Here is a 25,933-nt window from a genome sequence, read left to right as displayed (position 1 = left end):
CGAAGGGACCCGTGTCTGATCCGAAGGGACCCGTGTCTGATCCGAAGGGACCCGTGTCTGATCCGAGGGGGATCCGTGTCTGAGACGCCCGCGACCGTGTCCGGGACGCCCGCGAAGGGGACCGGCGCGACGATCGAGCTGGAGAACCTCACCAAGCGGTACCCGGGGAGCCCACAGCCCGCCGTCGACAACGTCACCATGGAGATCAAGGCGGGCGAGACGGTCATCTTCGTGGGGCCGTCCGGGTGCGGCAAGTCCACGACGCTCAAGATGATCAACCGGTTGATCGAGCCGTCCAGCGGCCGGATCCGGATCAACGGTGAGGACGTCACCGACATGGACCCGGTCAAGCTGCGCCGCAAGGTGGGCTACGCGATCCAGTCGGCCGGGCTGTTCCCGCACATGACCGTCGCCCAGAACATCGGCCTGGTGCCGAAGATGATCGGCTGGTCCAAGCAGCGCATCAGGGCGCGCGTGGAGGAACTGCTCGACCTGGTCGGCCTGGATCCCGCCGAGTTCCGGGGCCGCTATCCGCGCCAGTTGTCCGGCGGGCAGCAGCAGCGGGTCGGGGTGGCGCGGGCGCTGGCGGCGGATCCGCCGGTGCTGCTGATGGACGAGCCGTTCGGGGCCGTGGACCCGATCACCCGGGACCACCTCCAGGACGAGCTGATCCGGCTCCAGCACGAGCTGCACAAGACGATCGTGTTCGTCACCCATGACTTCGACGAGGCGATCAAGCTGGGCGACCGGATCGCGGTGCTCCGGGAACGCTCGCACATCGCCCAGTTCGACACCCCGGAGGCGATCCTCACCAACCCGGCCGACGACTTCGTCTCCGGCTTCGTGGGCGCCGGTGCGGCCCTGAAGCGGCTGAACCTGACGCGCGTACGGGACGTGGGGATCACCGACTATCCGACGGTGACCGTGGACGACCCGTTGCAGGAGATCTTCAACCGGCTGCGGACCAGCGGCTCCAACGAGATCCTGCTGCTCGACAAGCGGGGCCGCCCCTACAAGTGGCTGCGGCGCGGCGACCTGATGCGGGCCAAGGGCTCGCTCGCCCGCGCGGGCACGCTGGTGCACGACACGGTGACCGCGGACGCCACCCTGCGGGACGCGCTGGAGGCGGTGCTCACCGACAACGCGGGGCGGGTCGCGGTGACCGGGCGGCGGGGCGCGTACGAGGGCGTCGTCGACATGGAGACGCTGATGAACTCCGTGCACGAGCTGCTGGAGGCCGACCGCCTGGACGCGCTGGAGCACCAGCACGACCTGGAGGAGACCCGCGCCGAGCGCACGCACGCCGAGCAGGAGGGCGAGGGGGAAGGGGCGCTGAAGGCGTGACGGCTTCCGACGAGCTGACCGAGGCGGAGGCCGAGGAGGAGACCCCGTCGCCTGAGGAGACCGGGCGCCGGGTCACCTGGCAGAAGCTGGTGTTCCTGCCCGCCCTGCTGGTCGCGGTGCTGCTGGCGACCTGGCTGTGGTTCGCGCGGGCCGACCTCGACGCGCTGTCCGAGAACGCGCTGTCGGACGGCGCGGTCTCCAAGGCGCTGTGGCAGCACGTCCAGCTGACGGTGATCTCCACCTTCTTCGTCCTGATCATCGCGATCCCGCTGGGCATCCTGCTGACCCGCAAGGCGTTCCGCAGGGCGACCCCGGTGGCGATGGCGTTCGCCAACATGGGCCAGGCGACCCCGGCGATCGGTCTGCTCGCGCTGCTGGTGATCTGGCTGGGCATCGGCCGCAGGGCCGCGCTCATCGGCATCATCATCTACGCCGTCCTGCCGGTGCTGTCGAACACCATGGCGGGCCTGCGCGCCAACGACCCCACCCTGCTGGAGGCGGCCCGCGGCATCGGCATGTCCCCGCTCGGCGTGCTGACCAGGGTCGAACTCCCCCTCGCCGTCCCCCTCATCCTGGCGGGCGTGCGCACGGCGCTGGTCCTCAACGTCGGTACGGCGACCCTGGCGACCTTCGGCGGGGGCGGCGGCCTCGGCACGCTGATCACGACCGGCATCACCAGCCAGCGGATGCCGGTGCTGATGCTGGGCTCGATCCTGACGATCGCCCTGGCGCTGCTGGTGGACTGGCTGGCGTCCCTGGCGGAGTTGCTGCTGCGGCCACGGGGGCTGGAGGTGGGGACGTGAGGTGGCGTACGAGGACCCTGCTGGCGTCGGTGGTGGCGGCGTCGGCGATGGCGTCCGCGGCCTGCGGGCTGACCAGCGGCTCGCCCATGGTTGACGACGTCTCGCCGGGCTCGATCGGGCAGGGTCGGCCGCTGGAGGGCGCCGAACTGACGGTGACCTCGAAGGAGTTCACCGAGCAGCTGATCCTCGGCGCGATCATGGGCATCGCCTTCCAGGCGGCCGGGGCGGAGGTGCTGGACCGCACGGGCATCCAGGGGTCCGTCGGCACGCGGGAGGCCGTCAAGAGCGGCGACGCGGACGCCAACTACGAGTACACGGGCACGGCCTGGATCACCTACCTGGGCAACAGCGAGCCGATCGCCGACCCGCGGCAGCAGTGGGAGGCCGTACGCGAGGCGGACCTGAAGGAGGGCCTGACCTGGCTCCCCCCGGCCGAGCTGAACAACACCTACGCCCTGGCGATGAACCAGTCCAACGCCAGGAAGTACGGCACCAAGACCCTCTCCGACGTGGCGGAACTGGCGGACTCCGACCCGGGCGCGGTGACGCTGTGCGTGGAGGGCGAGTTCCGCAACCGGGCGGACGGGCTGCCGGGCATGAGCAGGAAGTACGGAATGGACATCCAGGCCGCCAACATCACGCAGATGGACACCGGGATCATCTACACCCAGGCCGCGAAGGGCGCGTGCGTGTACGGGGAGGTGTTCACGACGGACGGCCGCATCAGGTCGATGGACCTGGCGGTGATGGAGGACGACAAGAAGTTCTTCCCGAACTACAACGCGGCCCCGGAGATCAACACCAAGACGCTGAAGAAGTGGCCCGCCATCGCGAACGTACTGAACCCGGTCACCGCGCGCCTGAACAACGACGTCGCGCAGGAGCTAAACGCGAAGGTGGACGTGGACGGGGAGGACCCGCACCAGGTGGCACTGGACTGGATGGTGGAGGAGGGCTTCGTGAAGGAGAACTGACGCGACCGGGCGGCGCTCAGCAACTGGGCACGGACCCCTTGCCGCTCGCCAGGGCGCGCAGCGACTCGACGGTCCCCTCGAGATCGGTCACGGGAACGAGGCGCAGCCCCTCGGGAAGATCGGACTTGGCGTCGGTGCACTCGGCCTTCGGCACCAGGAAGACGGTCGCCCCGTCCCGCCGGGCGGCCTGCGTCTTGAGCGCCACACCGCCTACGGCCCCGACCTCGCCGTCCGTGTCGATGGTGCCGGTCCCGGCGATCACCCGCCCGCCGGTGAGGTCGCCGCCGTCGCCGTCGCCGTCCAGCTTGTCGATGATGCCGAGCGAGAACAGCAGCCCGGCGCTGGGGCCACCGACGTCGGCGAGCTTGAGCGTGACCTTGACGTCGTCGTCCCCGAGCTTGAGGTAGGACAGGGCGGCCTCGGTGGCGGCGTCCTGCGACTGCCGCATCTGCCGGGTGTTGTGCCGCTCGATCTCCTCGACGCTGTCACCGCTCGGGTACACCGAGTCCTTCGGCATCACCGCCTGATCGGTACGCCACCACCCGTCGAGCACGTCCCCGAGGCCGACCCGGGTGTCCGGGCTGGTCGCCTCGATGGTCGTCATCCGCAACTGCCCCCGTGTCTCTCGCACCTCCGCCCCAGAGATGGTGATCACCGGCGTCCCGTCGTTCTCCCCCAGCACATTCGCCGTCATCCCCGGCTGAGCCACGGCAAACGGCAACGGCGCGGCAAGGGCCACGACCAACAGCCCCACAACCGGCACAGCGGACACGGCGACGGCCCAGGGCCGAGAGAGACGAGAAAGCACGGGTTCAATCTAACGCGCTGGGGGTGGGGGCTTGGCTGCGGGCGGCGGGGCCGTGGGCGCCGAGGGGAGGGTGGGCGCTGGGGGGAGGGGGAGCGCTGGGAGGAGGGTGGGCGCTGGGGGCACCCCCTGCTCGAAGAACTGGGGGAAACACCCACGGCGCCGGGCGCGCGGCCTACCCCCGGCAGCACACACGCCGGTCACCGCAACGCCTCCGCCACCTCCCGCGCCGCATCCACCACCCGCGGCCCCACCCGCTCCGGCACCGCGTCCGCCAGCATCACCACGCCCACGCTGCCCTCAACGCCCGTAACCCCGATCAACGGCGCCGCGGCCCCACTCGCCCCCGCCTCAAGCTCCCCGTGCGTCAACGTGTAGCCGGGATCACCGAACGGCTTCTGCCGGGCGGAGAGGATCGCCTTCCCCGCGGCCCCCCGCTCCAGCGCGTGCCGGAACCCGGCCCGATAGGCCACGTGATAGTCGGTCCACGTCGGCTCGACCACGGCCACGGCGAGCGCGTCCGTCCCGTCCACCAACGTCAGATGCGCGGTCGCCCCGATGTCCTCCGCCAACGCCCGCAACGCGGGCAACGCGGCCTCCCGCACCAACGGATGCACCTGCCGTCCCAGCCCCAGCACCCCGAGCCCGACCCGCGCCCGCCCGCCCAGATCACGCCGTACCAGCGCGTGCTGCTCCAGCGTGGCGAGCAGTCGGTAGACGACGGTCCTGTTCACCCCGAGTTTGTTGGACAGCTCGGTGACGGTCAGCCCATGATCCGTGTCGGCCAGCAGCTTGAGGACCCGCAGTCCCCGGTCGAGCGTCTGAGAGGTCTCCGCGGTCACGACGCCCACTCCTTCAGTGGTGAGGTCGGCAGCCCCCTCGCGGCAGATGCGTCGCCGAGTCCCGTCAGCGACGCGCTTCAGAGGCTGCCGATCGGCGGACGGCCCGGCCGGTCCGGGCCCAGTCGCTTCACGGCTGCGCTCCGCGGCGGCGCTGCCACGGGGCGTGTGCGTAGCGGGACATTAGCGAAGCCGGTTCGCTGAGCGGAAGGCTCCGTCCAGAATCCGGGCACATACCGACCCGACCCGCACCCCTTTGCCTTCCTTTTGCCCGGATACGCACGGCGCACAGGCACGGCGGACAGCTCCCACACCCGCACGGCGCACAGCCCCGCACACGCACGGCGGACAGCCCGCGCACACGCCTCACCGCATCCGCGTGGCCCACTCCTGCACCTTGGCGATCCGCTGCCGCAACTGCCCCGCCGTGGCCTCCGCGCTCGGCGGGCCCCCGCACACCCGCCGCAGTTCGGTGTGGATGACACCGTGCGGCTTGCCGCTCTGGTGGACGTACGCGCCGACCATGGTGTTCAGCTGGCGGCGCAGCTCCATCAGTTCCTTGTGGGTGACCACCGGCCGCCGCTCTGCGGGCAGTTCGACCAGATCGGCCTCCTGGTCGGGCTTCTTGCGGCTGTGCGCGATCTGCCGCGCCTGCCGCTTCTGGAGCAGCATCTGCACCTGGTCGGGTTCGAGGAGGCCCGGGATGCCGAGGTAGTCCTGCTCCTCGTCGCTCCCCGGGTGGGCCTGCATACCGAACTCGGCGCCGTTGTACATCACCCGGTCGAAGACGGCGTCGGACTCCAGCGCCTCGAAGGGCAGCATGTCCTGCTCGCCGGTGTCCTCGTCCTGCTGCCGCTCGGCCTCCTGGAGGAGCTTGTCCTCCTCGGCGTACGGGTCCTCCTCGCCGCCCTTCTTCGGCTTGTCGAGGACGTGGTCCCGCTCACGTTCCATCTCGCTGGCGAAGGACAGCAGGTCCGGCACGGTCGGCAGGAACACGGACGCGGTCTCGCCCCGCCGCCTGGACCGTACGAAGCGCCCGACGGCCTGCGCGAAGAACAGCGGCGTCGAGATGGTCGTGGCGTACACCCCGACCGCCAGCCGCGGTACGTCCACCCCCTCGGACACCATCCGGACGGCGACCATCCACCGGTCGTCGCCCTCGCTGAACTCGTCGATCCGCTTGGACGCACCGGCGTCGTCGGACAGCACGACGGTCGCCGCGTGCCCAGTGATCTCTCTGATCAGCTTGGCGTAGGAACGGGCCGAGTCCTGGTCGGAGGCGATGACGAGCGCGCCCGCGTCGGGGATGGCCTTGCGCACCTCGGTCAGCCGCTGGTCGGCGGCGCGCAGCACGGACGGCATCCACTCACCGCGCGGATCGAGGGCCGTGCGCCAGGCCTGGCTGACGGCGTCCTTGGTCATGGGTTCGCCGAGCCGGGCGGCGATCTCGTCACCGGCCTTGGTCCGCCAGCGCATGTTGCCGCTGTAGGACATGAAGATCACCGGGCGGACGACATGGTCGGCGAGCGCGGACCCGTACCCGTAGGTGTAGTCGGCGGCCGAGCGCCGGATGCCGTCGTTGCCCTCCTCGTACGTCACGAAGGGGATCGGGTTGGTGTCGGACCGGAACGGCGTACCGGTGAGCGCGAGCCGACGGGTCGCGGGCTCGAACGCCTCCAGGCAGGCCTCGCCCCAGGACTTGCTGTCCCCGGCGTGGTGGATCTCGTCGAGGATGACGAGGGTCTTGCGCTGCTCGACGCGGTTGCGGTGCAGCATGGGGCGCACGCCGACGCCCGCGTAGGTGATGGCGACGCCGTGGTACTCCTTGCCGAGCGGTCCGGCGCTGTACTCGGGGTCCAGCTTGATCCCTATCCGCGCCGCCGCCTCCGCCCACTGCTTCTTCAGGTGCTCGGTGGGCGCGACCACGGTCACCTGCTGCACGACGTGGTGGTGCAGCAGCCAGGACGCCAGCGTCAGCGCGAACGTCGTCTTCCCGGCGCCGGGCGTGGCGACCGCGAGGAAGTCCCGCGGCTGCTCCTGGAGGTACTTCTCCATCGCCCCCTGCTGCCAGGCACGCAGCTTGCTTGCGGTACCCCAGGGCGCACGGCCCGGGAACGCGGGTGACAGATGGTGGGAGTGCGAGGCGGCGGTGGTAGTCACGGTCTCCGTGGTGGGGTCGAACGGCTCGGCTACGTATGACAACCGGGCCACCCTACCGGCGGCCCGGCATCACCCACGCCGGGACGCCGCCACGACCCCGGACGATGGGACTGAGGTCACACCGCCTACCCGGCGAGGTCCCGCAAACCCTCGGAGGCCGCCTTCACCTCGTCCATGCCGCCGGTGGCCACCGCGATGACCAGCCGCTCGGCCGCGTCGGTGTCCGGCCTCAGCTGCACGCCGTTCACGGCCAGGAAGTCGGCACAGGACAGCCAGGCCGTGCGCTCGTTGCCGTCGACGAACGGATGGTTGACCGCCAGGGACTGTCCGAACACCTACCGCATCTCACCTCCGCACCCTCCCCGCCACCCACGCCCCCGCCAACGCCACCCCCGCCATCGGCAGGAACACCACCGCGAACGCCGCCGGGTGCGAGCCGCCCGCCTCGGTGGCGGTGTGGGCCACCGTGCCGCCGCCGAGGGCCGCGAACGCCGCTCCGCCCGCCGCCAGCAGCACGACGTTGGACAGGCCGTCGGAGATCTGGAGGGCGGCGGAGTTGCTGCCCGCCTCCTCGGGGGCGGACAGGCTCAGCAGCAGCACGCTGGTCGAGGAGATCACCAGGCCCATGCCGAAGCAGCCGAAGCCCCAGGCGACGGCGACCGTCCAGACCGGGACCGAGTCGATGAGGACGCTCGGCGCCGCGGCGATCGCGGCGGCGACCAGCACCATCCCGAACACCATCAGCCGCTCCCGGTACGGCTCGAGCCGCGGCCGGGACTGGAACCAGGACCCCAGCGCCCAGGTCCCGCCGCCCGCCGCGAGGGACAGCCCCGCCAGCGTCGGCGTCAGCCCCCGCTGGGTGACCAGCATCAGCGGGACGAAGGACTCGGCCGCGATGAACGACCCGGCCGCGACCCCGCGCAGCAGCACCACGGACGGCAGCCCCCGCGCCGCCCGGTAGGTGCCGCGCGGCAGCAGCCCCAGCACCGCGGGCACGAGCAGCGCCAGCCCCACGGCCCCGGGGAGCAGGGAGGCCCACCGCAGATCCTGCGCCGCGTACTGGAGCAGCCCGGCGCCCGCCGAGATGCCGAGCGCCAGCCGGATCCGCCGCCGCCGGTCGTCGGAGCCGCGCATGTCACCCTCGACCGGGCCCGCCGCCCGGCGCCGTATCTGCGGCAGGGCGAGCGCCAGCGGGAGCACGACCAGCACCGGGATGCCGGTGAACACCCAACGCCAGCCGAGGTGTTCGGTCACCGTGCCCGCGGCGAGCGGGCCCACCACCGACGGCAGCACCCACGCCGCCGCGAACGCCGCCATGATCGCGGGCCGCAGCCGCTCCGGATAGGCCCGCCCCACCACGACGTACAGCGCGACAATCACCAGCCCGCCGCCGAAGCCCTGCACCGCCCGCCCGACGATGAACTGCCACATCGCGCCCGCCGTCCCGGACAGCAGCAGCCCCGCCGCGAAGGCCGCGATCCCGGACGTCAGCGGTGCGAGCGGGCCCCGCAGGTCGGACCACTGACCGGCCAGCACCATGCCGAAGAGGCTGGTGGTGAAGTACGCCGAGAACGCGAACGCGTACAGCGACACCCCGTCCAGCTCGCGCGCCGCCACCGGCATCGCCGTGCCGACCGCCGTCGCCTCGAAGGCGATCAGCAGCACCACCGACACGATCCCGACACTCAGCGCCCGGAAGGAGCGCCCGAGCACCGTCCCGCCCGTCTCACCCGTCTCGCCCTTTTCACCCTCTTCGCCCGTTTCGCCCGTTTCGACGAGGCCCGGGCTGCCCTCAGGGTCATCAGCGACACCGTTGCCGCGCGGCTCCAGCTTGGTCATGGCGCTCAGCGTAAGGCCCAAGAGGTGCCTTGACCCCTGTCAGAGGGCCGGGCCGGACCGGGACCTTGGTCGTACGACCCCCGCTCGGTGTCCTAGGCGCACAGGCCCCCTCCCGCCTCGTCCTCGAACATCTCCGGCCAGTACCGCCAGCCGTCGTCGTCCGGCGTCCGCGGGGTCGGGTCCACGGCGAGCGGGTCGACCGCGGCCAGGGTGCGGGCCATGGTGGCGGCGAGCTGTTCGTAGGCGTCGGTCAGGTCGTGTTCGGCGTCGAGGGACTTCTCGCGGTGGATCAGCCAGAGGGTGAACGCCAGGGTGGAGACGTCGGTGTTCAGCGGGCGCAGCACCGTCTCGGCCTCGCTCCAGGCGAACACCGCGCCGGTGGTGCCGTCGATGACCAGGCTGGTGTCCTCCAGCAGATGGCCGAGGCGTATCAGGCGGTGGGCGCCCTCGGGGAGGCGGTCGCGGGTGGGGAGGTCGGCCGTGCGGAAGACGCTCTCCCGCTCGTCCGCGCAGTACTGCGCGAGCGTGGGCAGCGGGACGTCGGTGTCCACGCCGAACCAGACGCCGTCCTCCGGCAGCCCCACCTCGCGCAGGAAGCGGCGGGTGGGCTCATGGACCAGCGCGGCCGGGAAGTCGACGTCCTCGAAGCGGACCACGGCCCCGGCGCCGAACTCGTCCTCCAGCAGCCGCGCGGGCAGATCGGCCGCCAGCCCCGACCTGGTGCTCCGGCCCGCGACCAGGGCCAGGGGCCGGATCACCGCCGCGATCCGCCAGAACAGCGGCATCTCGTCACCCGCACCGGCCTCGCGCATGCCCTCCTCGAAGACCGCCAGCAACTGCTGGGACGCCTCCGTGGCCGCCTGTGCGCCGCGGCGGCTCGCGTAGGAGGCGAACTGGCCGCGCAGTCCCGCCAGTTCGTCGGTCGCCGTGGCGAACCGGACCAGCAGGCGCAGGGACGGCGCCAGCGGGCGCGACTCCATCAGGTCCGGGCGGTCGTGGAAGAAGTACGTCGTCGAGACCTCGCCCGTCGCGCCGTCGAGCAGGATCGACTCCCCCTCCATGCCGCCGGGCGTGAGAAGTCCCCCTATGACCAACTGGTCCCGCAGCTCGGCCGCGAGCCTGCCCTCCACGTCCCCCGTCGAGTCCCCCACCGTGCGCAGGCCGTCCCCGCGCAGCGCCTCGAACGTCAGGAGGTCGGCGGCGCCCGGCAGTCCGGGGCCCGTCAGCCAGCGGCGCGTCGGCACGTGGGTGACGTAGGGGTCCAGGTCGGTCTCGGTGAAGGTGATCGTCGCGACAACGGCGTCAGTCGTGCTCATCGCTCCCCCGCGCATGGTCTGTCCAGCGGTCGGCCAGCGGTCGTCGCGACCGCCTCGTCCCACTGCCCAGAACCCTACGCGGCACCACTGACAACGGCCCCAACCTGCGGCAACGGGCCGGTGCGGGACGGCTACCGCCCCGTAACCACCGCCGCCTGCGGACGGATCGGCAGCCGGTTCACCGGGCGCCCGGTCGCCGCCCGCACCGCGGAGGCGACCGCGGCCGGGGACGCCACCACCGGCACCGCGCTGACCGCCTTGGCGCCGAACGGGGCGACCACGTCCCGCTCCTCGACCAGCTTCACGATCCGGATGTCCGGGGCGTCGAGCGCCGTCGGCAGCGCGTACCCGGTGAGGTCGGGATGGCGGATCGTGCCCCGCGGCGTGCGCAGGTTCTCGGTGAGCGCGATGCCCACGCCCTGGGTCACGCCCGCCTCGATCCGCGCCGCCAGTTGCGCCGGGTTGAGGACCCGGCCCACGTCCTGGGCGACCGCCAGCTCCACCACCCGCACCGAGCCGATCTCGATGTCGACGTCCACCACGGCGCGGATCGCGCAGAACGACATCCCCACGAAGGCGTCGCCCTGGCCGGTGGCGTCCAGTGGCTCGGTCGGGTGCGGACGGCACTGCGCGGTCGCCCACAGCTCCTTCCCGGCCAGTTCCTCGGCGACGGTCGTCGACAGGACACCGTCGTACGAGGTGATCTTGCCGTCGGTGATCTGGAGCAGCTCGGTGGACATGCCGAACTTGTGGGCGAGGGGCTGGAGGAGCTGGGTGCGGACCATCTTCGCCGCGCGCTCCACCGCACCGCCCGACACCCAGGTGTGGCGGCCCCGGCAGCCCGCCCCGGCCGGGGGCTGGTCGGTGTCGACGGGCGCCACGTGCACCTCGTCGATGCCGAGGGTCTCCTGCACGATCTGCCGGGCGAGCGTGGTGAAGCCCTGGCCGGTCTCCACGGCCGCGCACAGCACGGTCGCCACGCCGTCCTGGACCTTCACGGTCGCCGTCGACACCTCGTCGGCGCCCTCCGCGCCGAGCATGTGCACCATGCCGACGCCGTAGCCCACGCCCCGGCGCACCGCGCCCGGTTCGCCCGCGCCCTCGGGGCCGCCGGGCAGCAGCCACTCGTCCTCGGGGGTGTCCTTGGGCAGCGGCGGGAGCGGGAAGTCCCGTACGGACTGCAGCAGTTCGGCGACGGGCGCCGGGCAGGTCACCGTCTGGCCGGTGGGCAGCAGGTCACCGGTGGCCATGACGTTGCGCAGCCGCAGCTCCGCCGGGTCGACGCCGAGCTTCTTGGCCAGCTTGTCCATCTGCGCCTCGTAGGCGGCACAGACCTGCATCGCCCCCTCGCCGCGCACATGGCCCGACGGCGGGTTGTTGGTGCGCACGGCCCAGCCCTCGATGAAGGCGTTCGGGACGACGTACGGGCCGCAGGCGAAGGCGACCGCGGCGGCCAGCGCGTCCGACGACGTGTCGGCGTAGGCGCCCGCGTCCAGCAGGATCTGCGCCTCCACCTTCACCAGCCTGCCCTCGGCGTCCGCGTGGTGGCGGTAGCGCAGCAGGGTGGGGTGGCGGTGGACGTGGCCGAGGAAGGACTCCTCGCGCGTGGCGGTGAGCTTCACCGGGCAGCCGGTCTTCAGGGCGAGCAGGCCCAGCGGGAGCTGGAAGCCCTGGTCCTCGCGGTCGGCGGTGGCACCCGGCACACCGGTCACGACGATCTTGACGCGCTCGGGTTCCAGGCCGAAGGCGGCGGCGGCCGTGTCCCGGTCGGCGTGCGGGTCGGTGGAGGCCAGGTACAGCTCCACGCCGCCGTCCGGGCGGGGCACGGCGAGACCGGCCTCGGCGCCGATCGGGGCGGGGTCCTGGCGGCCGATGCGGTACAGGCCCTCGACGACGACCTCCCCGGCCGCGTCCGGGTCGCCGTGGCGCAGCGGGATGTGCCGGATCAGGTTGCCGTCGGGGTGCAGCGGTTCGGCCTCGAAGGCCTGCTCCGGGTCGGTCACCGGGTCGAGCACCTCGTACTCGACGATGACGGCCGCGGCGGCCATCCGCGCGGTGTCCGGGTGGTCGGCGGCGACGGCCGCGATGGGCTCGCCGTGGTGGCGTACGACGTCGGAGGCGAACACCGGCCGGTCGGCCCGGCCGCGCCCGTGCAGCGCGGTCCCGGGCACGTCCTCGTGGGTGACGACGGCCCGTACGCCGGGCATCTCGCGCGCGTGGGTGGTGTCGATGGACGTGATGCGCGCGTGCGGGTGCGGTGAGCGCAGCACGGCGGCCCACAGCAGGCCCTCGGCCCACAGGTCGGCCGCGTAGGGGAAGGTGCCCTCCGTCTTGGCGCGCGCGTCGGCGGCGGGCAGGGAGGCGCCGAGGCCGTGCGGGAGGGGCTCCGGGGCTGCGGGGGCGGCCTGCGCGGCGGTGGTCGCGGTGGCGGCTTCGTTGCTCACGCCTGGCCTCCGTCCTGGCCGTGTCCGTACGGCTGCTGGTCATGCGGTCCGGGCATGCCCGGCGAGTCGAACGCGGACGGGTTGACGCCCCCGGCGCCCGGGCCCGCCTGGTGCGGGATGCGGGGCTCCTCGGCGTCGTGGCCCTCGGCGGCGTCGTCGGCGGCGGCGTGCGCCTCGCGCTCGGCGACGACCTCCTTGACGGCGTCCAGGACGCCCCGGTAGCCGGAGCAGCGGCACAGGTTGCCGCAGAGCGCCTGGCGGGTCTCCAGCTCGGTCGGCGCCGGGTTGCCCTCCAGCAGGTCGTGCACGGTCATCGCCATGCCGGGCACGCAGAAACCGCACTGCACCGCGCCGCACTTGGCGAGCGCCCGCTGCACGTCCGACGGCTGGCCGTCGACGGCCAGGCCCTCCACGGTGCGCACCTCGCTCCCGGCCGCGGTGGCCGCGGGCACCAGGCAGGAGGCGACCAGCCGTCCGTCGACCTGGACGTTGCAGGCGCCGCACTCGCCCTGCGAGCAGCCGTCCTTGGCGCCCGCGAGGCCGAGCCGCTCCCGCAGCACGTACAGCAGCGACTCGCCGATCCAGGCGTCGGCCACGGGCCGTTCGGTGCCGTTGACGCGGAGCGTGTACGAGGCGAGGGGGTGCTCCTCGTGGGGCAGCGCGGTCGGCTCGTCCGCGGTGGGCCCGGCGGCGTCGGACACGTCGACGGGGCCGTCACCGGGGCCCTCGCCGTCCCGGTCGTCCCCGCTGTCCGCGGCGGGGTCGGCGTCCTCCGGTGCACGTTCCGGCTCGTCGGGGGCGGGTCCGGCCGCGGCCTCGGAGGCGTCGTCCCGCGCCTCGGCGCCCGCGTCCGCCACTCCGGGCCCCGCGGTCGCCCTGTGCGCCTCCTCGGTCCCTGGAGCGCGCTCCACGGCCTCGTCGGCGAAGGCGGGCTCGGTCGGCTGCCCGCCGCCGTAGGTCTCGTCCGGCGTCGCCCAGGGGGCGGGCGCGCCGCCGGGGAGGGTCGCCGGTGGGGTGCCGCCCCACTGCTCGACCAGCGCGGACGAGGTGAACTCGCCCGATTCGTCCGGAAGGTCGCCACCGGCGACGGGGATCGACCACTGCCCGGTGACGTCCTGGCCCGGCGCGGGGGCGGACTCGGCCGCCGTGACGTCCTCGAAGTTCCACTGCCCGGTCGCCGGGGGTTGGTACGTGAACCGGTCGTGCGCGCCCCCCTGGGAAGCGTCGCCCCCGGCCTCGGGCCACCGCGTGCCGCCCGCGGGTGTCCCCGGCACCGCCCAGTGACCGGTGGCCGCGGGGTCGGCGGCGGCCGGGTCGGTGGGCGCCACCGTGATCGGCGGGGGCACATAGCCGTGGCCGGGCGCGGCGAGCGGGGTGTGGGAGCGGTTGGCCTCGTGCGCGGCGAGCAGGGCATCCACGCCGCCCTCGGGGAGCTGCACGAAGGCGGTGGCCCCGTCGTCGTACTCGCCCTGGGGCAGCGGGTCCCAACGGCCGCCGCCCTGGGGGGCGCCCCCCGGATGCTGGTCGTTCCCCTGCTGGTCGTCGGTCACGACAGCGCCCTCCCCAGTGCTCGTCGGGCCAGCGCGGCGACGGTGCGCCGCAGGTGCAGTACGGCGGGCGGCAGTTCCGGCACGGTGCCGTCGTCCGCCGGGGCCGGGTCGGGGATGCAGGCCGCGGCGACGTACTCGCCGAAGGCGCTGAGCGCCTCGGGGACGAGCGCGCGGTTGTTGTCCCAGTCGATGAGCTGGGCGACCCACTGTTCGGCGTCCAGGGGCCGCAGCGGCATCGGCGCTATGGCACCCACCGCGCACCGCACCCCGCGCCGGGCCGGGTCGAGCACGAGCGCCACGGAGCCGACCGCGCGGCCGGGGCCGGTGCGTCCGGTGGCCTTGAGGAAGACCTGCGGGGCGTGCAGCAGCGGCACGCGCACGAAGCCGATGAGTTCGCCCGCGCGGAGCATGTCCACCCCGGCCAGCAGGTGCGACACCGGGATCTCCCGGCGGGCGCCGCCCGGTCCCGCGATGATCAGCGTGGCCTCCAGGGCGGCCAGCACCGGCAGCGCGTCTCCGGTGGGCGCGGCGGAGGCGATGTTGCCGCCGAGGGTGCCCGCGTTGCGGATGTGCGGCGGGCCCGCGGCGCGGGCGGCGGCGGCGAGCGCCGGGATGAGCGCGGCGAAGTCGGGGCGGCCCATCCGCGCGTGGGTGAGGCCCGCGCCGAGCAGCGCGTGTCCGTCCTGGTACTGCCAGCCGCGGATCTCACTGATCCGGCCGAGGCCGACCAGCGCGGTGGGGCGCAGCCGGCCGGAGTTCACGGCGGTCATGAGGTCGGTGCCGCCGGCCACGGGCACGGCGGCGGGCATCTCGGTGAGCGCCGCCACGGCCTCGTCCAGCGTCGTGGGCAGCGTGACGGCCTGCGCCGCCTGCGGTGCGTGCGTGGTCAAAACCGGCTGCCCCTTCCCGCTGCCCCACTGGTCCCAGCTGGTCCCGCCTGTTGCGCCGTACGGTACGTGCTGACAGGGCGGACGTGGCAACTCTGGCACATCTTCGTGAGTACCGAAGACGGGGGTCCGCTAGGAGGCATTCGCCCATCTCACCGGCGAGATGGCCCGTTTTGGGGAGGGTTTTGCGGTCCACGCGAATTGCCCCTCTTCGGTGACCCTGCCGGGCTTTCCCGTTTCGGTGAGGTGGCCACGCGGGCGGACCGCCGTGCCGCTACCGGTTCGGCGGCGCCCCCTCGATCGGGCGCCCGAGCACCCCCGGCCGCCGCTGCCACGGCCGTGGTCCGGCGGGCGGCCGGTACGCCACGCCGAGCGCGTCAAGTCGCCGGTAGTGCGCGGCCATCCGCCGCTCGAAGTCCGCGAAGTCCCGCTCCGCCGGGGCGGGCAGGGCGCTCCACGCGACCTCGGCGAAGGCCGCGAGCCTGGGGAACGCCTGGTAGTCCACGCGCGCGTGGTCCTCCATCACCTCCGTCCACAGGTTGGCCTGGGTGCCCAGCACATGGCGCGCCCGCTCGCCGGTGAGCTGGGGCGGAACGGGTTCGAAGCGGTAGACGTCCTCCAGGGTGCGCACGAAGCCGATCGGCACGGGTTCGTCGTCCCCCGCCGCCTGCCGGTGGTCCAGGTACACCTGCTGTTCGGGGCACATCACCACGTCGTGCCCGGCCCGCGCGGCGGCGATTCCGCCCGCGTACCCGCGCCAGGAGGACACCGTCGCACCCGGCGCGAGTCCGCCTTCCAGAATCTCGTCCCAGCCGATGAGCCGACGCCCGCGCGCGGAGAGCCACTTGTCGAAGTGGCCGATGAACCAGGACTGAAGTCCGTCCTCGCCCGCGAGCCCGAGTTCCGCGATGCGCGCCTGTGCCGTCGGGGACGCCTTCCACTGGTCCTTCGGGCATTCGTCGCCGCCGACATGGACGAACTCCGAGGGGAACAGGCCGAGGACTTCCTCGAGGACGTCCTCGTAGAAGCGCAGGGTGTTGTCCGTGGGGGCCAGTACGTTGGCAGAGATCCCCCAGTTGTCCCAGACGGAGAGGGTGGTGGTGTCGATGACGTCGGTGTTGCCGAGTTCCGGATACGCGGCGATGGCGGCCTGCGAGTGCCCGGGTACGTCGATTTCGGGGACGACGGTGATATGCCGCTCGGCGGCGTAGGCCACGATCTCCCGGATGTCGTCCTGGGTGTAGTAGCCACCGTGTGGCTTCTCGTCCCACAGCGGTGAGGCCCGGTGACCGAATTTCGTCCGTGCCCGCCAGGAGCCGACCTCGGTCAGCCGCGGGTACTTCCGGATCTCGACGCGCCAGCCCTGGTCGTCGGTCAAGTGGAAGTGGAAGACGTTGAGTTTGTGCGCCGCCATCAGATCCAGGTAGCGCAGGACGCCTTCCTTCGGCATGAAGTGCCGGGCGACGTCGAGCATGAGGCCGCGCCAGCGGAATCGGGGCCGGTCCTGGATCTCCACCTCCGGGAGCCGCCAGTCCGCCCGGCGCAGGGGCGCGCGCCGGAAGGCCTCGGGACCCAGCAACTGGCGGAGGGTCTGGGCGGCGTAGAAGGCACCGGCGGGGTCTCCGCCCTTGATCAGCGCGCGATCGTCCCGGACGGTGACGCGGTAGGCCTCCGGCGGCAGGTGGTGGTCGTGGCGCAGCTCGATCGAGTTCGGGGCCGCGCGTCCGGGCGGGCCCGGCTCGCCCTCGCGCAGCGGCAGGCCGGTGGCCGCCTGGAGGGCCGTACGCAGCCAGCGCTCGGCACCGCCCACGCCCGGGCCCGCCGTCAGGGTGGTGTCCTTGTCGAGGACGAAGGCCCCTTCGCCCCAGGTGCTCGCGCTCAAGGGCGCCGGAATGAGGTCCGTTTCTGCGTTCACGTCAGTCCTTTACCGCTCCGCCCAGCCCCGACACCAGCCGTCGCTGCACGAGCACGAAGAAGATCAGCACCGGAATCGTCATCACCGTGGAGGCCGCCATGACCCCGCCCCAGTCCGGGTCGTCCGGTTTGTAGAAGACCAGCAGGGCCATCGGCAGCGTCGACTGCGAGGTGTCGCTGATGATGAACGACTTGGCGAACAGGAAGTCGTTCCAGGCCGAGATGAAGGAAAACACGCTGGTGGCCACCAGCCCCGGGAAGACCAGCGGGAAAAGGATCTGCCAGAGGAATCGCGACCGGCTCGCCCCGTCGATGTACGCGGCCTCCTCCAGCGCCTCCGGGACGGCTTTCACGAACCCCCGCAGCATCCAGATCGCGAAGGGCAGCGAGAAGGCGATGTGCGGCAGGATCAGCGACCCCAGCGTGTTCAGCTGACCGAAGTCCCGCATGACGAAGAACAGGGGGATCGTGAGCGCCTCCACGGGCACCATCTGGGCCACCAGAAACATGATCAGCAAGGTGGTCCGGAACCGGAAGCGGAAGCGCGTCACGGCGGTCGCGGCGAGAAACGCGATCAGCGCGGAGGCGATCACGACCGTGCCCGCGACGACAAGGCTGTTGAGGAAGTACCGGCCGAATTCGTTCTGCGCGAAGACGCGCTGGAAAGAATCCGGGGAAGGGTCGAGAGTCCATGGCCAGGGCTCGCTCGACTCGATCTCCCCGGCCGGTTTGAAGGCGCCGAGCACCATCCAGTAGAGCGGAAAGGCCACCACCGCCGCGATCAGCAGCGCGGACACCTCCGCGAACAGCCGCCAGGGCCGTCGTACCAAACCCACGAGTCTCACCATTCCTCCCCCTGTCTGCGCAGCAGCCGCAGGTACACCAGCGTCACCGCCAGCAGGATCAGCAGCATCACCACGCCGATCGCCGAGCCCAGGCTGTACTGCGAGGAGGCGAAGGCCTTTTGGTACGCGTACACGTTCAGGACGAGGTTCTGGCCCGCGATGCCGCCGCCGCCCGTCATGACGTAGATCTGGGTGAAGACCTTGAAGTCCCAGATCACCGACTGGATGGTGACGATCACCAGGATCGGCCGGAGCATCGGCGCCAGCACCGAACGCCAGATCCGCCACTGTGAGGCGCCGTCGAGCGAGGCGGCCTCCAGCACCTCGGACGGTACGGCGCGGATCCCGGCGTACACCGTCACCATCACGAACGGGAAGGAGCACCAGACCACTTCGAGCAGGACCAGGAAGAAGGCGCTGAGGCGGCCGTACGTCCAGGAGTGGTCACCCAGGCCGAGCACCCTGTTCACCGGCCCGAAGTCCGGGTCGAACAGGAACAGGAACACCGTGGATCCGGTGATCGCCGGGGTCGCCCAGGCGCCGAGCGCGGCCAGCATCAGCGCCAGCCGGGGCACGGCGCGCACCCGGGTGAGCAGTACGGCGAGCGCGCAGCCCACCGCGAGCGTGCAGACCACGCAGGCCGCCGCGAAGAGCACGGTGGCCAGCAGCACCTGCCAGAACTGTTCGTCGCCGAGGAGTTCGGTGTAGTTGCCCAGGCCGCGGAAGGTGGTCGGTTCGCCGCCGCTGACCTGGGCCTGGGTGTACTCCAGGAAGGAGATCAGGCCGAGCTGGTAGACGGGGTAGACCAGCAGCCCGGCGATGACGATGAGGGCGGGGGCGAGGTAGAGCCAGGGGGTCCTCGTACGCTGATGGGGCAGTGTCACCGGCTCAGCCCATGGACCCGAACGCGTCGTTCATCTTCTTCGCCGCGTCCTTGGAGGCGGCGGCGACGTCCTTCTTGCCGCTGACGATCTCCTGGAACATGGTCGGCAGCACCAGCGAGGCGTCGATCTGCGCCCAGGCGGGCGAGGCGGGCACGAACTCCGTCCCGGCGGCGAGGGTCTCGACGAAGGGCTCGACGAACGGGTCCCTGGCCGCGGCGTCCTGCCGTACGTCGGTGAAGGTCGGCAGGAACCCCATCTCCTGGAACAGCTGGCCCTGGGTCTCCTTGGACGCCAGCCGCTTCATCAGGTCGACGGCGAGGGTGCGGTGCGAGGTGCTCTTGAGGACCCCGAGGTTGTTGCCGCCCGCGAAGGCCGGGGCGATCGAGCCGGACTTCACCCCCGGCAGCGGTACGACGGCGTACTTGCCCTTGACCTTCCCGGCCTCCACGGCCTGGTGGCTGAAGTCACCGCCGATCGCCATGCCCGCCTTGCCGGAGGCGAAGGCGGTGACGGTGTCGTTGCCGCCCATGCCCGCGCACTTGGCGGCGGGGCAGTTGTCGTCCCCGAAAAGCGAGGTGTAGGCCTTGATGCCCTTCTGGGCGGCGGCGCTGTCGATGGCCGAGGCGTACGATCCACCGCCGCCGGTGGCGAGTTCGCCGCCGTTGGCCCAGATGAACGGCATGGCGCCGTAGGTGTAGGCGCCGCCGACCGCGAGGCCGTACAGGTCGGGCCGCTCGGCCCGGATCTTCTTCGCCGTCGAGATCAGCTCGGCCTGCGACTTCGGCGGTTCCAGGCCGAGTTCGTCGAAGACGTCCGTGCGGTAGTACAGGGCCCGTACGCCGACGAAGTACGGGACGCCGTAGACCTTGCCGTCGACGGTGACCGACTGTCTCGCGGTGGGGTCGGTGTCCTTGGCCTCGTCCCAGCCCGTGAAGTCGGCGGTGATGTCGGCGAGTCCGCCGTCCTTCACATAACCGGCGGTGTCGGTGTTGCCGTACTCGATCAGGTCGGGAGCGCTCCCGGGGTCGTTGAAGGCGGCCTTGATGCGCTGGGCGCGGGTCTCCACGGGGATGTACTCGACGCTGACCTCGGTGCCCTCGTGGGCCTTCTCGAAGTCGGCGAGGACGGCGTCGACGACCTCTTCCTTGGGCTGGTTGCTGACCTCCTGGAACAGCCAGATCCGCAGGGTGCCGGTCTTCTCGTCCTTGTCGGAGGCCGAGTTGTCGGAGGTCTGGGGGGCGCAGGCGGCGGCGAGGAGGGCGGCGGGGGCGAGCAGTGCGGCGAGTCGGACGGACAGCTTCATGGAGTGCTCCTCCGGACGGAGTGCGTTGCAACATACGCAATGGTGGTTTCGCTGTGCACAACACTGCGGAGGCTAGGGACTTCATGAACACGCCCACAAGAGGTCTCAACCACTCTGTGACCGGCGGACGCACTCCGTGCAACGCCAAAACGCACACAGGCCCCCAAGGCGCGCATATCGCGCCTCGGGGGCCCGCGTGGAGCCAGCCGGTCAGGCCGAGCGGTCTGCTACTTCTTGTCGCCGCCCTTGCCCTCGTCGCCACCGGCGCCCATGGAGTCGTAGATCTCCTTGCACATGGGGCACACGGGGTACTTCTTCGGGTCGCGGCCCGGCACCCAGACCTTGCCGCACAGCGCCACGACGGGCGTGCCGTCCAGGGCGCTCGCCATGATCTTGTCCTTCTGGACGTAGTGGGCGAAGCGCTCGTGGTCACCGTCGCCGTGAGAGGTCTGCGGCGTCGGCTCGACGAGGGTCCCCGTACCAGTCCCGCGCTCGGGCTCAAGAGTGCTCATAGGAACCCAGGGTACTGAAGCTCACGCGGTTCAGTTGAGCGAAGGGTCGTCCGGATACGTGGCCACCATCGCCAGTTCGCTGCGCTGGCGGCGCAGCACCTCGCGCCACAGCCGCTCGGGCCACGGGGAGGACACGTCGCCGGGCTCCGACTCGACGACGTACCAGGCGCCGTCCACCAGCTCGTCCTCCAGCTGACCGGGGCCCCAGCCCGCGTACCCGGCGAAGATCCGCAGGCTGCCCACCGCCGAGGCCAGCAGCTCCGGCGGCGCCTCCAGGTCGACCAGACCGATCGCGCCGTGCACCCGCCGCCAGCCCAGCGGCGCCCGCTCGCCGGACGCCTCGCCCGGGATGACGGCGACCCCGAGCGCCGAGTCCAGGGAGACCGGGCCGCCCTGGAAGACCACCCCGGGCTCGCCCGCGAGTTCCGCCCAGCCCTCCAGGATGTCGCCGACGCCCACCGGGGTCGGACGGTTGAGGACGACGCCCAGCGAGCCCTCCTCGTCGTGGTCGAGGAGGAGCACCACCGCGCGGTCGAAGTTCGGGTCCGCCAGGGCGGGCGTGGCCACGAGCAGCCGCCCTGTGAGCGAGGACACCTCGGTCATGCCTGACATGATCCCGCATCTTCCCCGGGTGTGGGGAACCAATCGGGCAACGCCGGTGAACGCAGCTCAGGGCGCACGGAAGCGTCCCACGCGCACACCCGCCGCGGTGACCGCACGTGCCCGGCCGGGAGCGGTCCGTGCCGGGCCGCGAACTGTGACAGACCTATGACGTGGCTGGGTCCTCCTCAGGCTTACGGCAGGGGGGTCGGCGGCGATTACTCTGTCTCTCCGGCCCCTGCCCCACCCACTCCACGGAACGCGAGATTCATGACCGTCAACGGCGCTGATGACGTACTGCTTGTCCACGGCGGGACCCCGCTGGAGGGCGAGATCCGGGTCCGCGGTGCGAAGAACCTCGTGCCGAAGGCGATGGTCGCCGCCCTGCTGGGCGGTGCGCCAAGTCGACTGCGCAATGTTCCGGACATCCGTGACGTGCGCGTCGTACGCGGGCTGCTCCAGTTGCACGGGGTGACGGTCCGTCCGGGCGAGGAGCCGGGCGAGCTGGTGCTCGACCCGACGCACGTGGAGAGCGCGAACGTCGCTGACATCGATGCCCACGCGGGTTCCTCGCGCATCCCGATCCTGTTCTGCGGCCCGCTGCTGCACCGGCTCGGCCACGCCTTCATCCCCGGCCTCGGCGGCTGCGACATCGGCGGGCGGCCCATCGACTTCCACTTCGACGTGCTGCGGCAGTTCGGCGCGACCATCGAGAAGCGGGCCGACGGGCAGTACCTGGAGGCGCCGCAGCGGCTGCGCGGCACCAAGATCCGGCTGCCGTACCCGTCCGTCGGCGCGACCGAGCAGGTGCTGCTGACCGCCGTCCTCGCGGAGGGCGTGACGGAGCTGTCCAACGCGGCCGTGGAGCCGGAGATCGAGGACCTGATCTGCGTCCTGCAGAAAATGGGCGCCATCATCGCGATGGACACCGACCGCACCATCCGCATCACCGGTGTGGACAAGCTCGGCGGCTACACCCACCGCGCCCTCTCCGATCGCCTGGAGGCCGCGTCCTGGGCGTCCGCGGCGCTCGCGACCGAGGGCAACATCTACGTCCGAGGCGCGCAGCAGCGGTCCATGATGACGTTCCTCAACACCTACCGGAAGGTCGGCGGCGCCTTCGAGATCGACGACGAGGGCATCCGCTTCTGGCACCCCGGCGGCCAGTTGAAGTCCATCGCGCTGGAGACGGACGTACACCCCGGCTTCCAGACCGACTGGCAGCAGCCGCTGGTCGTGGCCCTCACCCAGGCCACGGGCCTGTCCATCATCCACGAGACGGTCTACGAGTCCCGGCTCGGCTTCACCTCCGCCCTCAACCAGATGGGCGCCCACATCCAGCTCTACCGCGAGTGCCTCGGCGGCTCCCACTGCCGCTTCGGCCAGCGCAACTTCCTGCACTCCGCCGTCGTCTCGGGCCCCACCCGCCTCCAGGGCGCCGACCTCGTCATCCCCGACCTGCGCGGCGGCTTCTCCTACCTCATCGCGGCCCTCGCCGCGCAGGGGACGTCGCGGGTGCACGGCATCGACCTGATCAATCGCGGTTACGAGAACTTCATGGACAAGTTGGTCGAGCTGGGGGCGAAGGTGGAGCTTCCGGGCAAGGTGCTCGGCTGAGGCGTTCGGAGCATCCGGGCAAGGTCCTCGGCTGAGGCGTTCGGAGCATCCGGGCAAGGTGCTTAGCTGAGACCTGGCCCGTCCCCGCCGGGGCCCGGTCGGTGTCATCTCCGAGTTGCGGCGCACGGGTTCGCGGAGACCATGAAGGGGTGGGGGGCCACCACTATGTCACCGGAGTGACCATGACCGACCTCCCCCCGCCCACCACCCCCTTCCTCGAGCCCGCCGCGAAGGAACTGGCCGAGGCGACCGCGCCGCACCCGCGGATCTACGAGGTGCCGCCGGAGCAGGGCCGGGACATCCTCGTCGGGCTGCAGAGCGACGCGAGCGTGCCGCGGCCCGACGTCGACGAGGAGTGGGTGGAGGTCGACGCCGGGCAGTGGGGCAAGGTCCGCACCCGGATCATCCGGCCCAGGGGCGCCTCCGGCCCGCTGCCGGTGGTCTTCTTCATCCACGGCGCGGGCTGGGTGTTCGGCGACGAGCAGACCCACGACCGCCTCTTCCGCGAACTGGCCGTCGGCGCGGGCGCGGCGGGCGTGTTCCCCGTCTACGACCGGGCGCCCGAGGCGAAGTACCCCACCCAGATCGAGCAGAACCACGCCGTCGGCCAGTGGCTGCTCGACAACGGCGCGGACCTCGGCCTCGACCCCTCGCGCGTCGCCGTCGCCGGGGACTCCGTCGGCGGCTGCATGTCCACCGTCTTCGCCCTGACGAACAAGGAGCGCGGCGGCCTCGACCTGCGGGCGCAGATCCTGCTGTACCCGGTGACCGACGCGGACTTCGACACGCCGTCCTACGTCCAGTTCGGCGACGGGTACTACCTGACGCGCGACGGCATGATCTGGTTCTGGGACCAGTACGCCGAACCCGCCCAGCGCACGGAGCCCTACGCGTCCCCGCTGCGGGCCAGCCTGGACCAGCTCCGGGGCCTGCCCCCCACCCTCGTCATCACCGACGAGGCCGACGTCCTGCGCGACGAGGGCGAGAAGTACGCCAACCGGCTCCGCGAGGCCGGGGTCGACGTCACCTGCGTCCGCGTCACCGGCATGGTCCACGACTTCCTGATGCTGGACAGCCTGCGCGACACCCACGCCGCGAACGTGGCCCGGCACCTGGCCGTCGACGCCCTGAAGAAGGCCCTGCACAACGGCTGACCAGCGAGGACGGATCACGATGAGCACGTTCTCCCCCGGCTTCGAGGGCCGCGCCCGTGGCATCAGGGAGCGGCTGCCGCCCGGCCAGTACCCGACGGAGTCGTTCCCGGTGCTGAGCGCCGGACCGACACCCCAAGTGCCGACCGCGACCTGGTCGTTCACGGTCACCGACGAGCGGGGCCGCGGTCGCGCCTGGTCCTGGGACGAGATGCTGGCCCTCCCCCAGGAGGAACCCACCGCCGACATCCACTGCGTGACCCGGTGGTCGAAGTTCGACACGTCCTGGCGGGGCGTCTCCCTCGACGTGTTCCTGGACGCGTTCCGCGACTCCTTCCGCGACTCCTTCCGCGACGAAGGGGACACCGCCGCGGCGTTCGTCGTGGCCGAGTCGTACGACGGCTACACCACCAACCTCCCCCTCGCGGACGTCACCGGCGGCAGGGCATGGCTGGCCCACACCTTCGACGGCTTCCCCCTGTCACCGGACCACGGCGGCCCGGCCCGCCTGGTCATCCCGCACCTGTACTTCTGGAAATCCGCGAAGTGGGTCAAGGGCCTGCGGCTGACCCTGGAGGACGAACCCGGCTTCTGGGAGACCGCGGGATACCACGAGTACGGCGACCCCTGGCGCGAGCAGCGCTACTGGAACGACTGATGACCGGCTGGCTCCCGGCCCGCCTCGTCGAGCGCGCCGACCAGACGGCCACCGGACGCACCCTGCGCTTCGAGGTGGACCAGTGGCCCGGCCACCTCCCCGGCCAGCACGTCGACGTACGCCTCACCGCCCCGGACGGCTACCACGCCGCCCGCAGCTACTCCCTCGCGGCACCGTCCGACGGCGACGTCATCGAGCTGGGCGTGCAGGTGGTGCCCGGCGGCGAGGTGTCGCCCTACCTCGCCGACGCGCTGCCCGTCGGCGCCCGGGTCGAGGTGAAGGGCCCGCTCGGCGGCTGGTTCGTGTGGCGGCCGGAGGACGGGCGCCCGGCGCTGCTGATCGGCGGCGGCTGTGGTGTCGTACCGCTGATGGCGATGGTCCGGGCGCGGCGGCGGGCGGACTCGGACGTGTCCTGTGCGCTGCTGTACTCGGCCCGGTCAGAGGAGGAGGTGTGGTACCGGGAGGAGCTGCGCTCCGGCCGGGACGACGTGCCGGTCCGTGTCGTGCACACCCGGCGCGCCCCGGACGGCGAGACCCGCCCCGCGGGCCGGGTCACCGCGACCGACCTGGACGGCCTGCTGCCCTCGAACGGCTCGCACTGCTACGTCTGCGGGCCGACCGGTTTCGTCGAGCACGTCTCCGCCCTGCTGGTACAGAGCGGCTACCCCGCGAGCCTGATCCGCACCGAACGCTTCGGCTGACGCCGGGCACCCCCGAGGAGCGAGCACCGATGAACCAGCGCCCACGCCTCTACCTGGACGGCAACGCCCTGGCGGGTCCGCTCGCGGACGTCTTCGCCGTGGACCCGACCACCGCCTGGCGCCGGTGCCCGTCCTGTCACCGCCCGGGCACCGTCTCCGAGCTGCACGTCTACGGCCCCGAGCCGGGGCTGACCGCGCGCTGCCCGGGGTGCGCGGAGATCGCCCTGCGCGTCGTCACCCAGCCCGAGCACCTCTGGCTCCAGCTGGGCGGCCACGGCGGAGCGTTCCGCTTCACGCTGCCGCCCGGCGCGCGCTGAGCGCACGGGACGGCAGAGGGGGCGGCCCCGTGTGCGGTGCCGCCCCCATCTGACGTCGCTGTCCGACGTCGCCGAGCCCTTGCGGGCCCGCCAGGATCACTTGCCCTTGGCGGCTTCCTTGAGCTTGGAACCCGCGGACACCTTCACGCTGTGACCGGCCGGGATCTGGATCGGCTCGCCGGTCTGCGGGTTGCGGGCGGTGCGAGCGGCACGGTGGGTGCGCTCGAAGGTCAGGAAGCCGGGGATGGTGACCTTCTCGTCGCCCTTGGCGACGACATCGCCGACGACCTCGGCGAACGCGGCCAGCACGGCGTCGGCGTCCTTGCGGGTCACCTCGGCGCGTTCGGCCAGCGCGGCCACCAGCTCACTGCGGTTCATGTTGTTACTCCCGTGTTCTTCTTGCGTTGAGGCGTGCCCCGCGGCGGAGCCGCATGTCGGGCACAGCGAAGCCGATGCTGCCAGGGTCCTCG

General features: G+C 72.0%; 23 protein-coding genes and 1 pseudogene. 8 read left to right on the top strand and 16 right to left on the bottom strand.

What is annotated here, in order from left to right:
• The first annotated feature begins 75 nt into the window (after nucleotides 1-75).
• Genes ACFVQG_RS12060 through ACFVQG_RS12050 form a run of 3 tightly spaced genes read left to right on the top strand, consistent with a single transcriptional unit; the run spans nucleotide 76 to nucleotide 3,121 of the window.
• Nucleotides 76-1,344, top strand: coding sequence for a betaine/proline/choline family ABC transporter ATP-binding protein (locus tag ACFVQG_RS12060; RefSeq protein ID WP_383380091.1), 1,269 nt, complete (start codon nucleotides 76-78; stop codon nucleotides 1,342-1,344).
• Nucleotides 1,341-2,147, top strand: a complete 807-nt coding sequence (locus tag ACFVQG_RS12055; protein ID WP_383380088.1) for an ABC transporter permease — start codon at nucleotides 1,341-1,343, stop codon at nucleotides 2,145-2,147. The genes ACFVQG_RS12060 and ACFVQG_RS12055 overlap by 4 nt, the downstream gene beginning before the upstream one ends.
• A 47-nt stretch (nucleotides 2,148-2,194) precedes the next feature.
• Complete coding sequence (locus tag ACFVQG_RS12050; protein WP_383381680.1) at nucleotides 2,195-3,121, top strand: glycine betaine ABC transporter substrate-binding protein; 927 nt, start codon at nucleotides 2,195-2,197, stop codon at nucleotides 3,119-3,121.
• 16 nt (nucleotides 3,122-3,137) lie between these two features.
• On the opposite strand, the gene ACFVQG_RS12045 is transcribed toward ACFVQG_RS12050, so the two are convergent.
• The 15 genes and pseudogenes from ACFVQG_RS12045 to ACFVQG_RS11975 all read right to left on the bottom strand — a co-directional run bounded on the left by ACFVQG_RS12045 (nucleotide 3,138) and on the right by ACFVQG_RS11975 (nucleotide 21,022).
• Nucleotides 3,138-3,929, bottom strand: coding sequence for a S16 family serine protease (locus ACFVQG_RS12045; protein ID WP_383380085.1), 792 nt, complete (start codon nucleotides 3,927-3,929; stop codon nucleotides 3,138-3,140).
• Nucleotides 3,930-4,126: 197 nt separating this feature from the next.
• Nucleotides 4,127-4,768, bottom strand: a complete 642-nt coding sequence (locus ACFVQG_RS12040) for an IclR family transcriptional regulator (protein ID WP_383380082.1) — start codon at nucleotides 4,766-4,768, stop codon at nucleotides 4,127-4,129.
• Nucleotides 4,769-5,131: 363 nt separating this feature from the next.
• Nucleotides 5,132-6,925: a DEAD/DEAH box helicase gene (locus ACFVQG_RS12035; protein WP_383380079.1), complete on the bottom strand. Its 1,794-nt coding sequence runs from the start codon at nucleotides 6,923-6,925 to the stop codon at nucleotides 5,132-5,134.
• Nucleotides 6,926-7,050: 125 nt separating this feature from the next.
• Nucleotides 7,051-7,251, bottom strand: a pseudogene (locus ACFVQG_RS12030) (Fic family protein); the annotation flags it as partial.
• 19 nt (nucleotides 7,252-7,270) lie between these two features.
• Nucleotides 7,271-8,764 carry an MFS transporter gene (locus ACFVQG_RS12025; protein WP_383380076.1) on the bottom strand — a complete coding sequence of 498 codons (1,494 nt, stop codon included), beginning with the start codon at nucleotides 8,762-8,764 and terminating at the stop codon, nucleotides 7,271-7,273.
• A gap of 92 nt (nucleotides 8,765-8,856) precedes the next feature.
• Nucleotides 8,857-10,080 (bottom strand): SUKH-4 family immunity protein, encoded by a 1,224-nt coding sequence (locus ACFVQG_RS12020; protein WP_383380074.1) that lies wholly within the window; start codon nucleotides 10,078-10,080, stop codon nucleotides 8,857-8,859.
• Between the two features lie 131 nt (nucleotides 10,081-10,211).
• Nucleotides 10,212-12,524: a xanthine dehydrogenase family protein molybdopterin-binding subunit gene (locus ACFVQG_RS12015; RefSeq protein WP_383380071.1), complete on the bottom strand. Its 2,313-nt coding sequence runs from the start codon at nucleotides 12,522-12,524 to the stop codon at nucleotides 10,212-10,214.
• Entirely contained in the window at nucleotides 12,521-14,074 is a 1,554-nt protein-coding gene (locus ACFVQG_RS12010) for a 2Fe-2S iron-sulfur cluster-binding protein (protein WP_383380068.1), read from the bottom strand. The genes ACFVQG_RS12015 and ACFVQG_RS12010 overlap by 4 nt, the downstream gene beginning before the upstream one ends.
• Nucleotides 14,071-14,964, bottom strand: coding sequence for an FAD binding domain-containing protein (locus ACFVQG_RS12005; RefSeq protein WP_383380065.1), 894 nt, complete (start codon nucleotides 14,962-14,964; stop codon nucleotides 14,071-14,073). Before ACFVQG_RS12005 ends, ACFVQG_RS12010 begins: the two co-directional genes overlap by 4 nt.
• A gap of 271 nt (nucleotides 14,965-15,235) precedes the next feature.
• On the bottom strand, nucleotides 15,236-16,876 hold the full coding sequence (locus ACFVQG_RS12000) for a beta-N-acetylhexosaminidase (protein WP_383380062.1): 1,641 nt from the start codon (nucleotides 16,874-16,876) through the stop codon (nucleotides 15,236-15,238).
• Nucleotide 16,877: 1 nt separating this feature from the next.
• Nucleotides 16,878-17,723 carry a carbohydrate ABC transporter permease gene (locus tag ACFVQG_RS11995; RefSeq protein WP_383380059.1) on the bottom strand — a complete coding sequence of 282 codons (846 nt, stop codon included), beginning with the start codon at nucleotides 17,721-17,723 and terminating at the stop codon, nucleotides 16,878-16,880.
• On the bottom strand, nucleotides 17,717-18,604 hold the full coding sequence (locus tag ACFVQG_RS11990; protein ID WP_383380056.1) for a carbohydrate ABC transporter permease: 888 nt from the start codon (nucleotides 18,602-18,604) through the stop codon (nucleotides 17,717-17,719). The genes ACFVQG_RS11995 and ACFVQG_RS11990 overlap by 7 nt, the downstream gene beginning before the upstream one ends.
• A 4-nt stretch (nucleotides 18,605-18,608) precedes the next feature.
• Entirely contained in the window at nucleotides 18,609-19,907 is a 1,299-nt protein-coding gene (locus ACFVQG_RS11985; RefSeq protein ID WP_383380053.1) for an extracellular solute-binding protein, read from the bottom strand.
• A 227-nt stretch (nucleotides 19,908-20,134) separates the two neighbouring features.
• Nucleotides 20,135-20,419 (bottom strand): DUF3039 domain-containing protein, encoded by a 285-nt coding sequence (locus ACFVQG_RS11980; protein ID WP_365645430.1) that lies wholly within the window; start codon nucleotides 20,417-20,419, stop codon nucleotides 20,135-20,137.
• Nucleotides 20,420-20,449: 30 nt separating this feature from the next.
• Complete coding sequence (locus ACFVQG_RS11975) at nucleotides 20,450-21,022, bottom strand: YqgE/AlgH family protein (protein WP_383380051.1); 573 nt, start codon at nucleotides 21,020-21,022, stop codon at nucleotides 20,450-20,452.
• 267 nt (nucleotides 21,023-21,289) lie between these two features.
• Here ACFVQG_RS11975 and murA point away from each other — a divergent pair, with 267 nt between their 5' ends.
• From murA to ACFVQG_RS11950, 5 genes are all read left to right on the top strand, one after another.
• A complete protein-coding gene (murA, locus tag ACFVQG_RS11970) occupies nucleotides 21,290-22,636 on the top strand; it encodes a UDP-N-acetylglucosamine 1-carboxyvinyltransferase (RefSeq protein WP_383380047.1) in 1,347 nt (448 codons plus the stop codon).
• 182 nt (nucleotides 22,637-22,818) lie between these two features.
• Complete coding sequence (locus tag ACFVQG_RS11965) at nucleotides 22,819-23,790, top strand: alpha/beta hydrolase (protein ID WP_383380045.1); 972 nt, start codon at nucleotides 22,819-22,821, stop codon at nucleotides 23,788-23,790.
• 19 nt (nucleotides 23,791-23,809) lie between these two features.
• A complete protein-coding gene (locus tag ACFVQG_RS11960; protein WP_383380042.1) occupies nucleotides 23,810-24,445 on the top strand; it encodes a sulfite oxidase-like oxidoreductase in 636 nt (211 codons plus the stop codon).
• Entirely contained in the window at nucleotides 24,445-25,146 is a 702-nt protein-coding gene (locus tag ACFVQG_RS11955; RefSeq protein ID WP_383380040.1) for a ferredoxin reductase, read from the top strand. The genes ACFVQG_RS11960 and ACFVQG_RS11955 overlap by 1 nt, the downstream gene beginning before the upstream one ends.
• A 29-nt stretch (nucleotides 25,147-25,175) precedes the next feature.
• Nucleotides 25,176-25,463, top strand: coding sequence for a DUF6510 family protein (locus tag ACFVQG_RS11950; protein ID WP_383380037.1), 288 nt, complete (start codon nucleotides 25,176-25,178; stop codon nucleotides 25,461-25,463).
• A 96-nt stretch (nucleotides 25,464-25,559) separates the two neighbouring features.
• Here the strand turns inward: ACFVQG_RS11950 and ACFVQG_RS11945 are convergent, their stop codons facing one another.
• Nucleotides 25,560-25,841, bottom strand: coding sequence for an HU family DNA-binding protein (locus ACFVQG_RS11945; RefSeq protein WP_383380035.1), 282 nt, complete (start codon nucleotides 25,839-25,841; stop codon nucleotides 25,560-25,562).
• Nucleotides 25,842-25,933 lie beyond the last annotated feature (92 nt).

The sequence above is a fragment of the Streptomyces sp. NPDC057877 genome (assembly GCF_042796855.1).
Lineage (GTDB): Bacteria > Actinomycetota > Actinomycetes > Streptomycetales > Streptomycetaceae > Streptomyces.
Note: the sequence above shows the minus strand (reverse complement) of the source record. Positions and strands in the feature narration are given on the sequence as shown.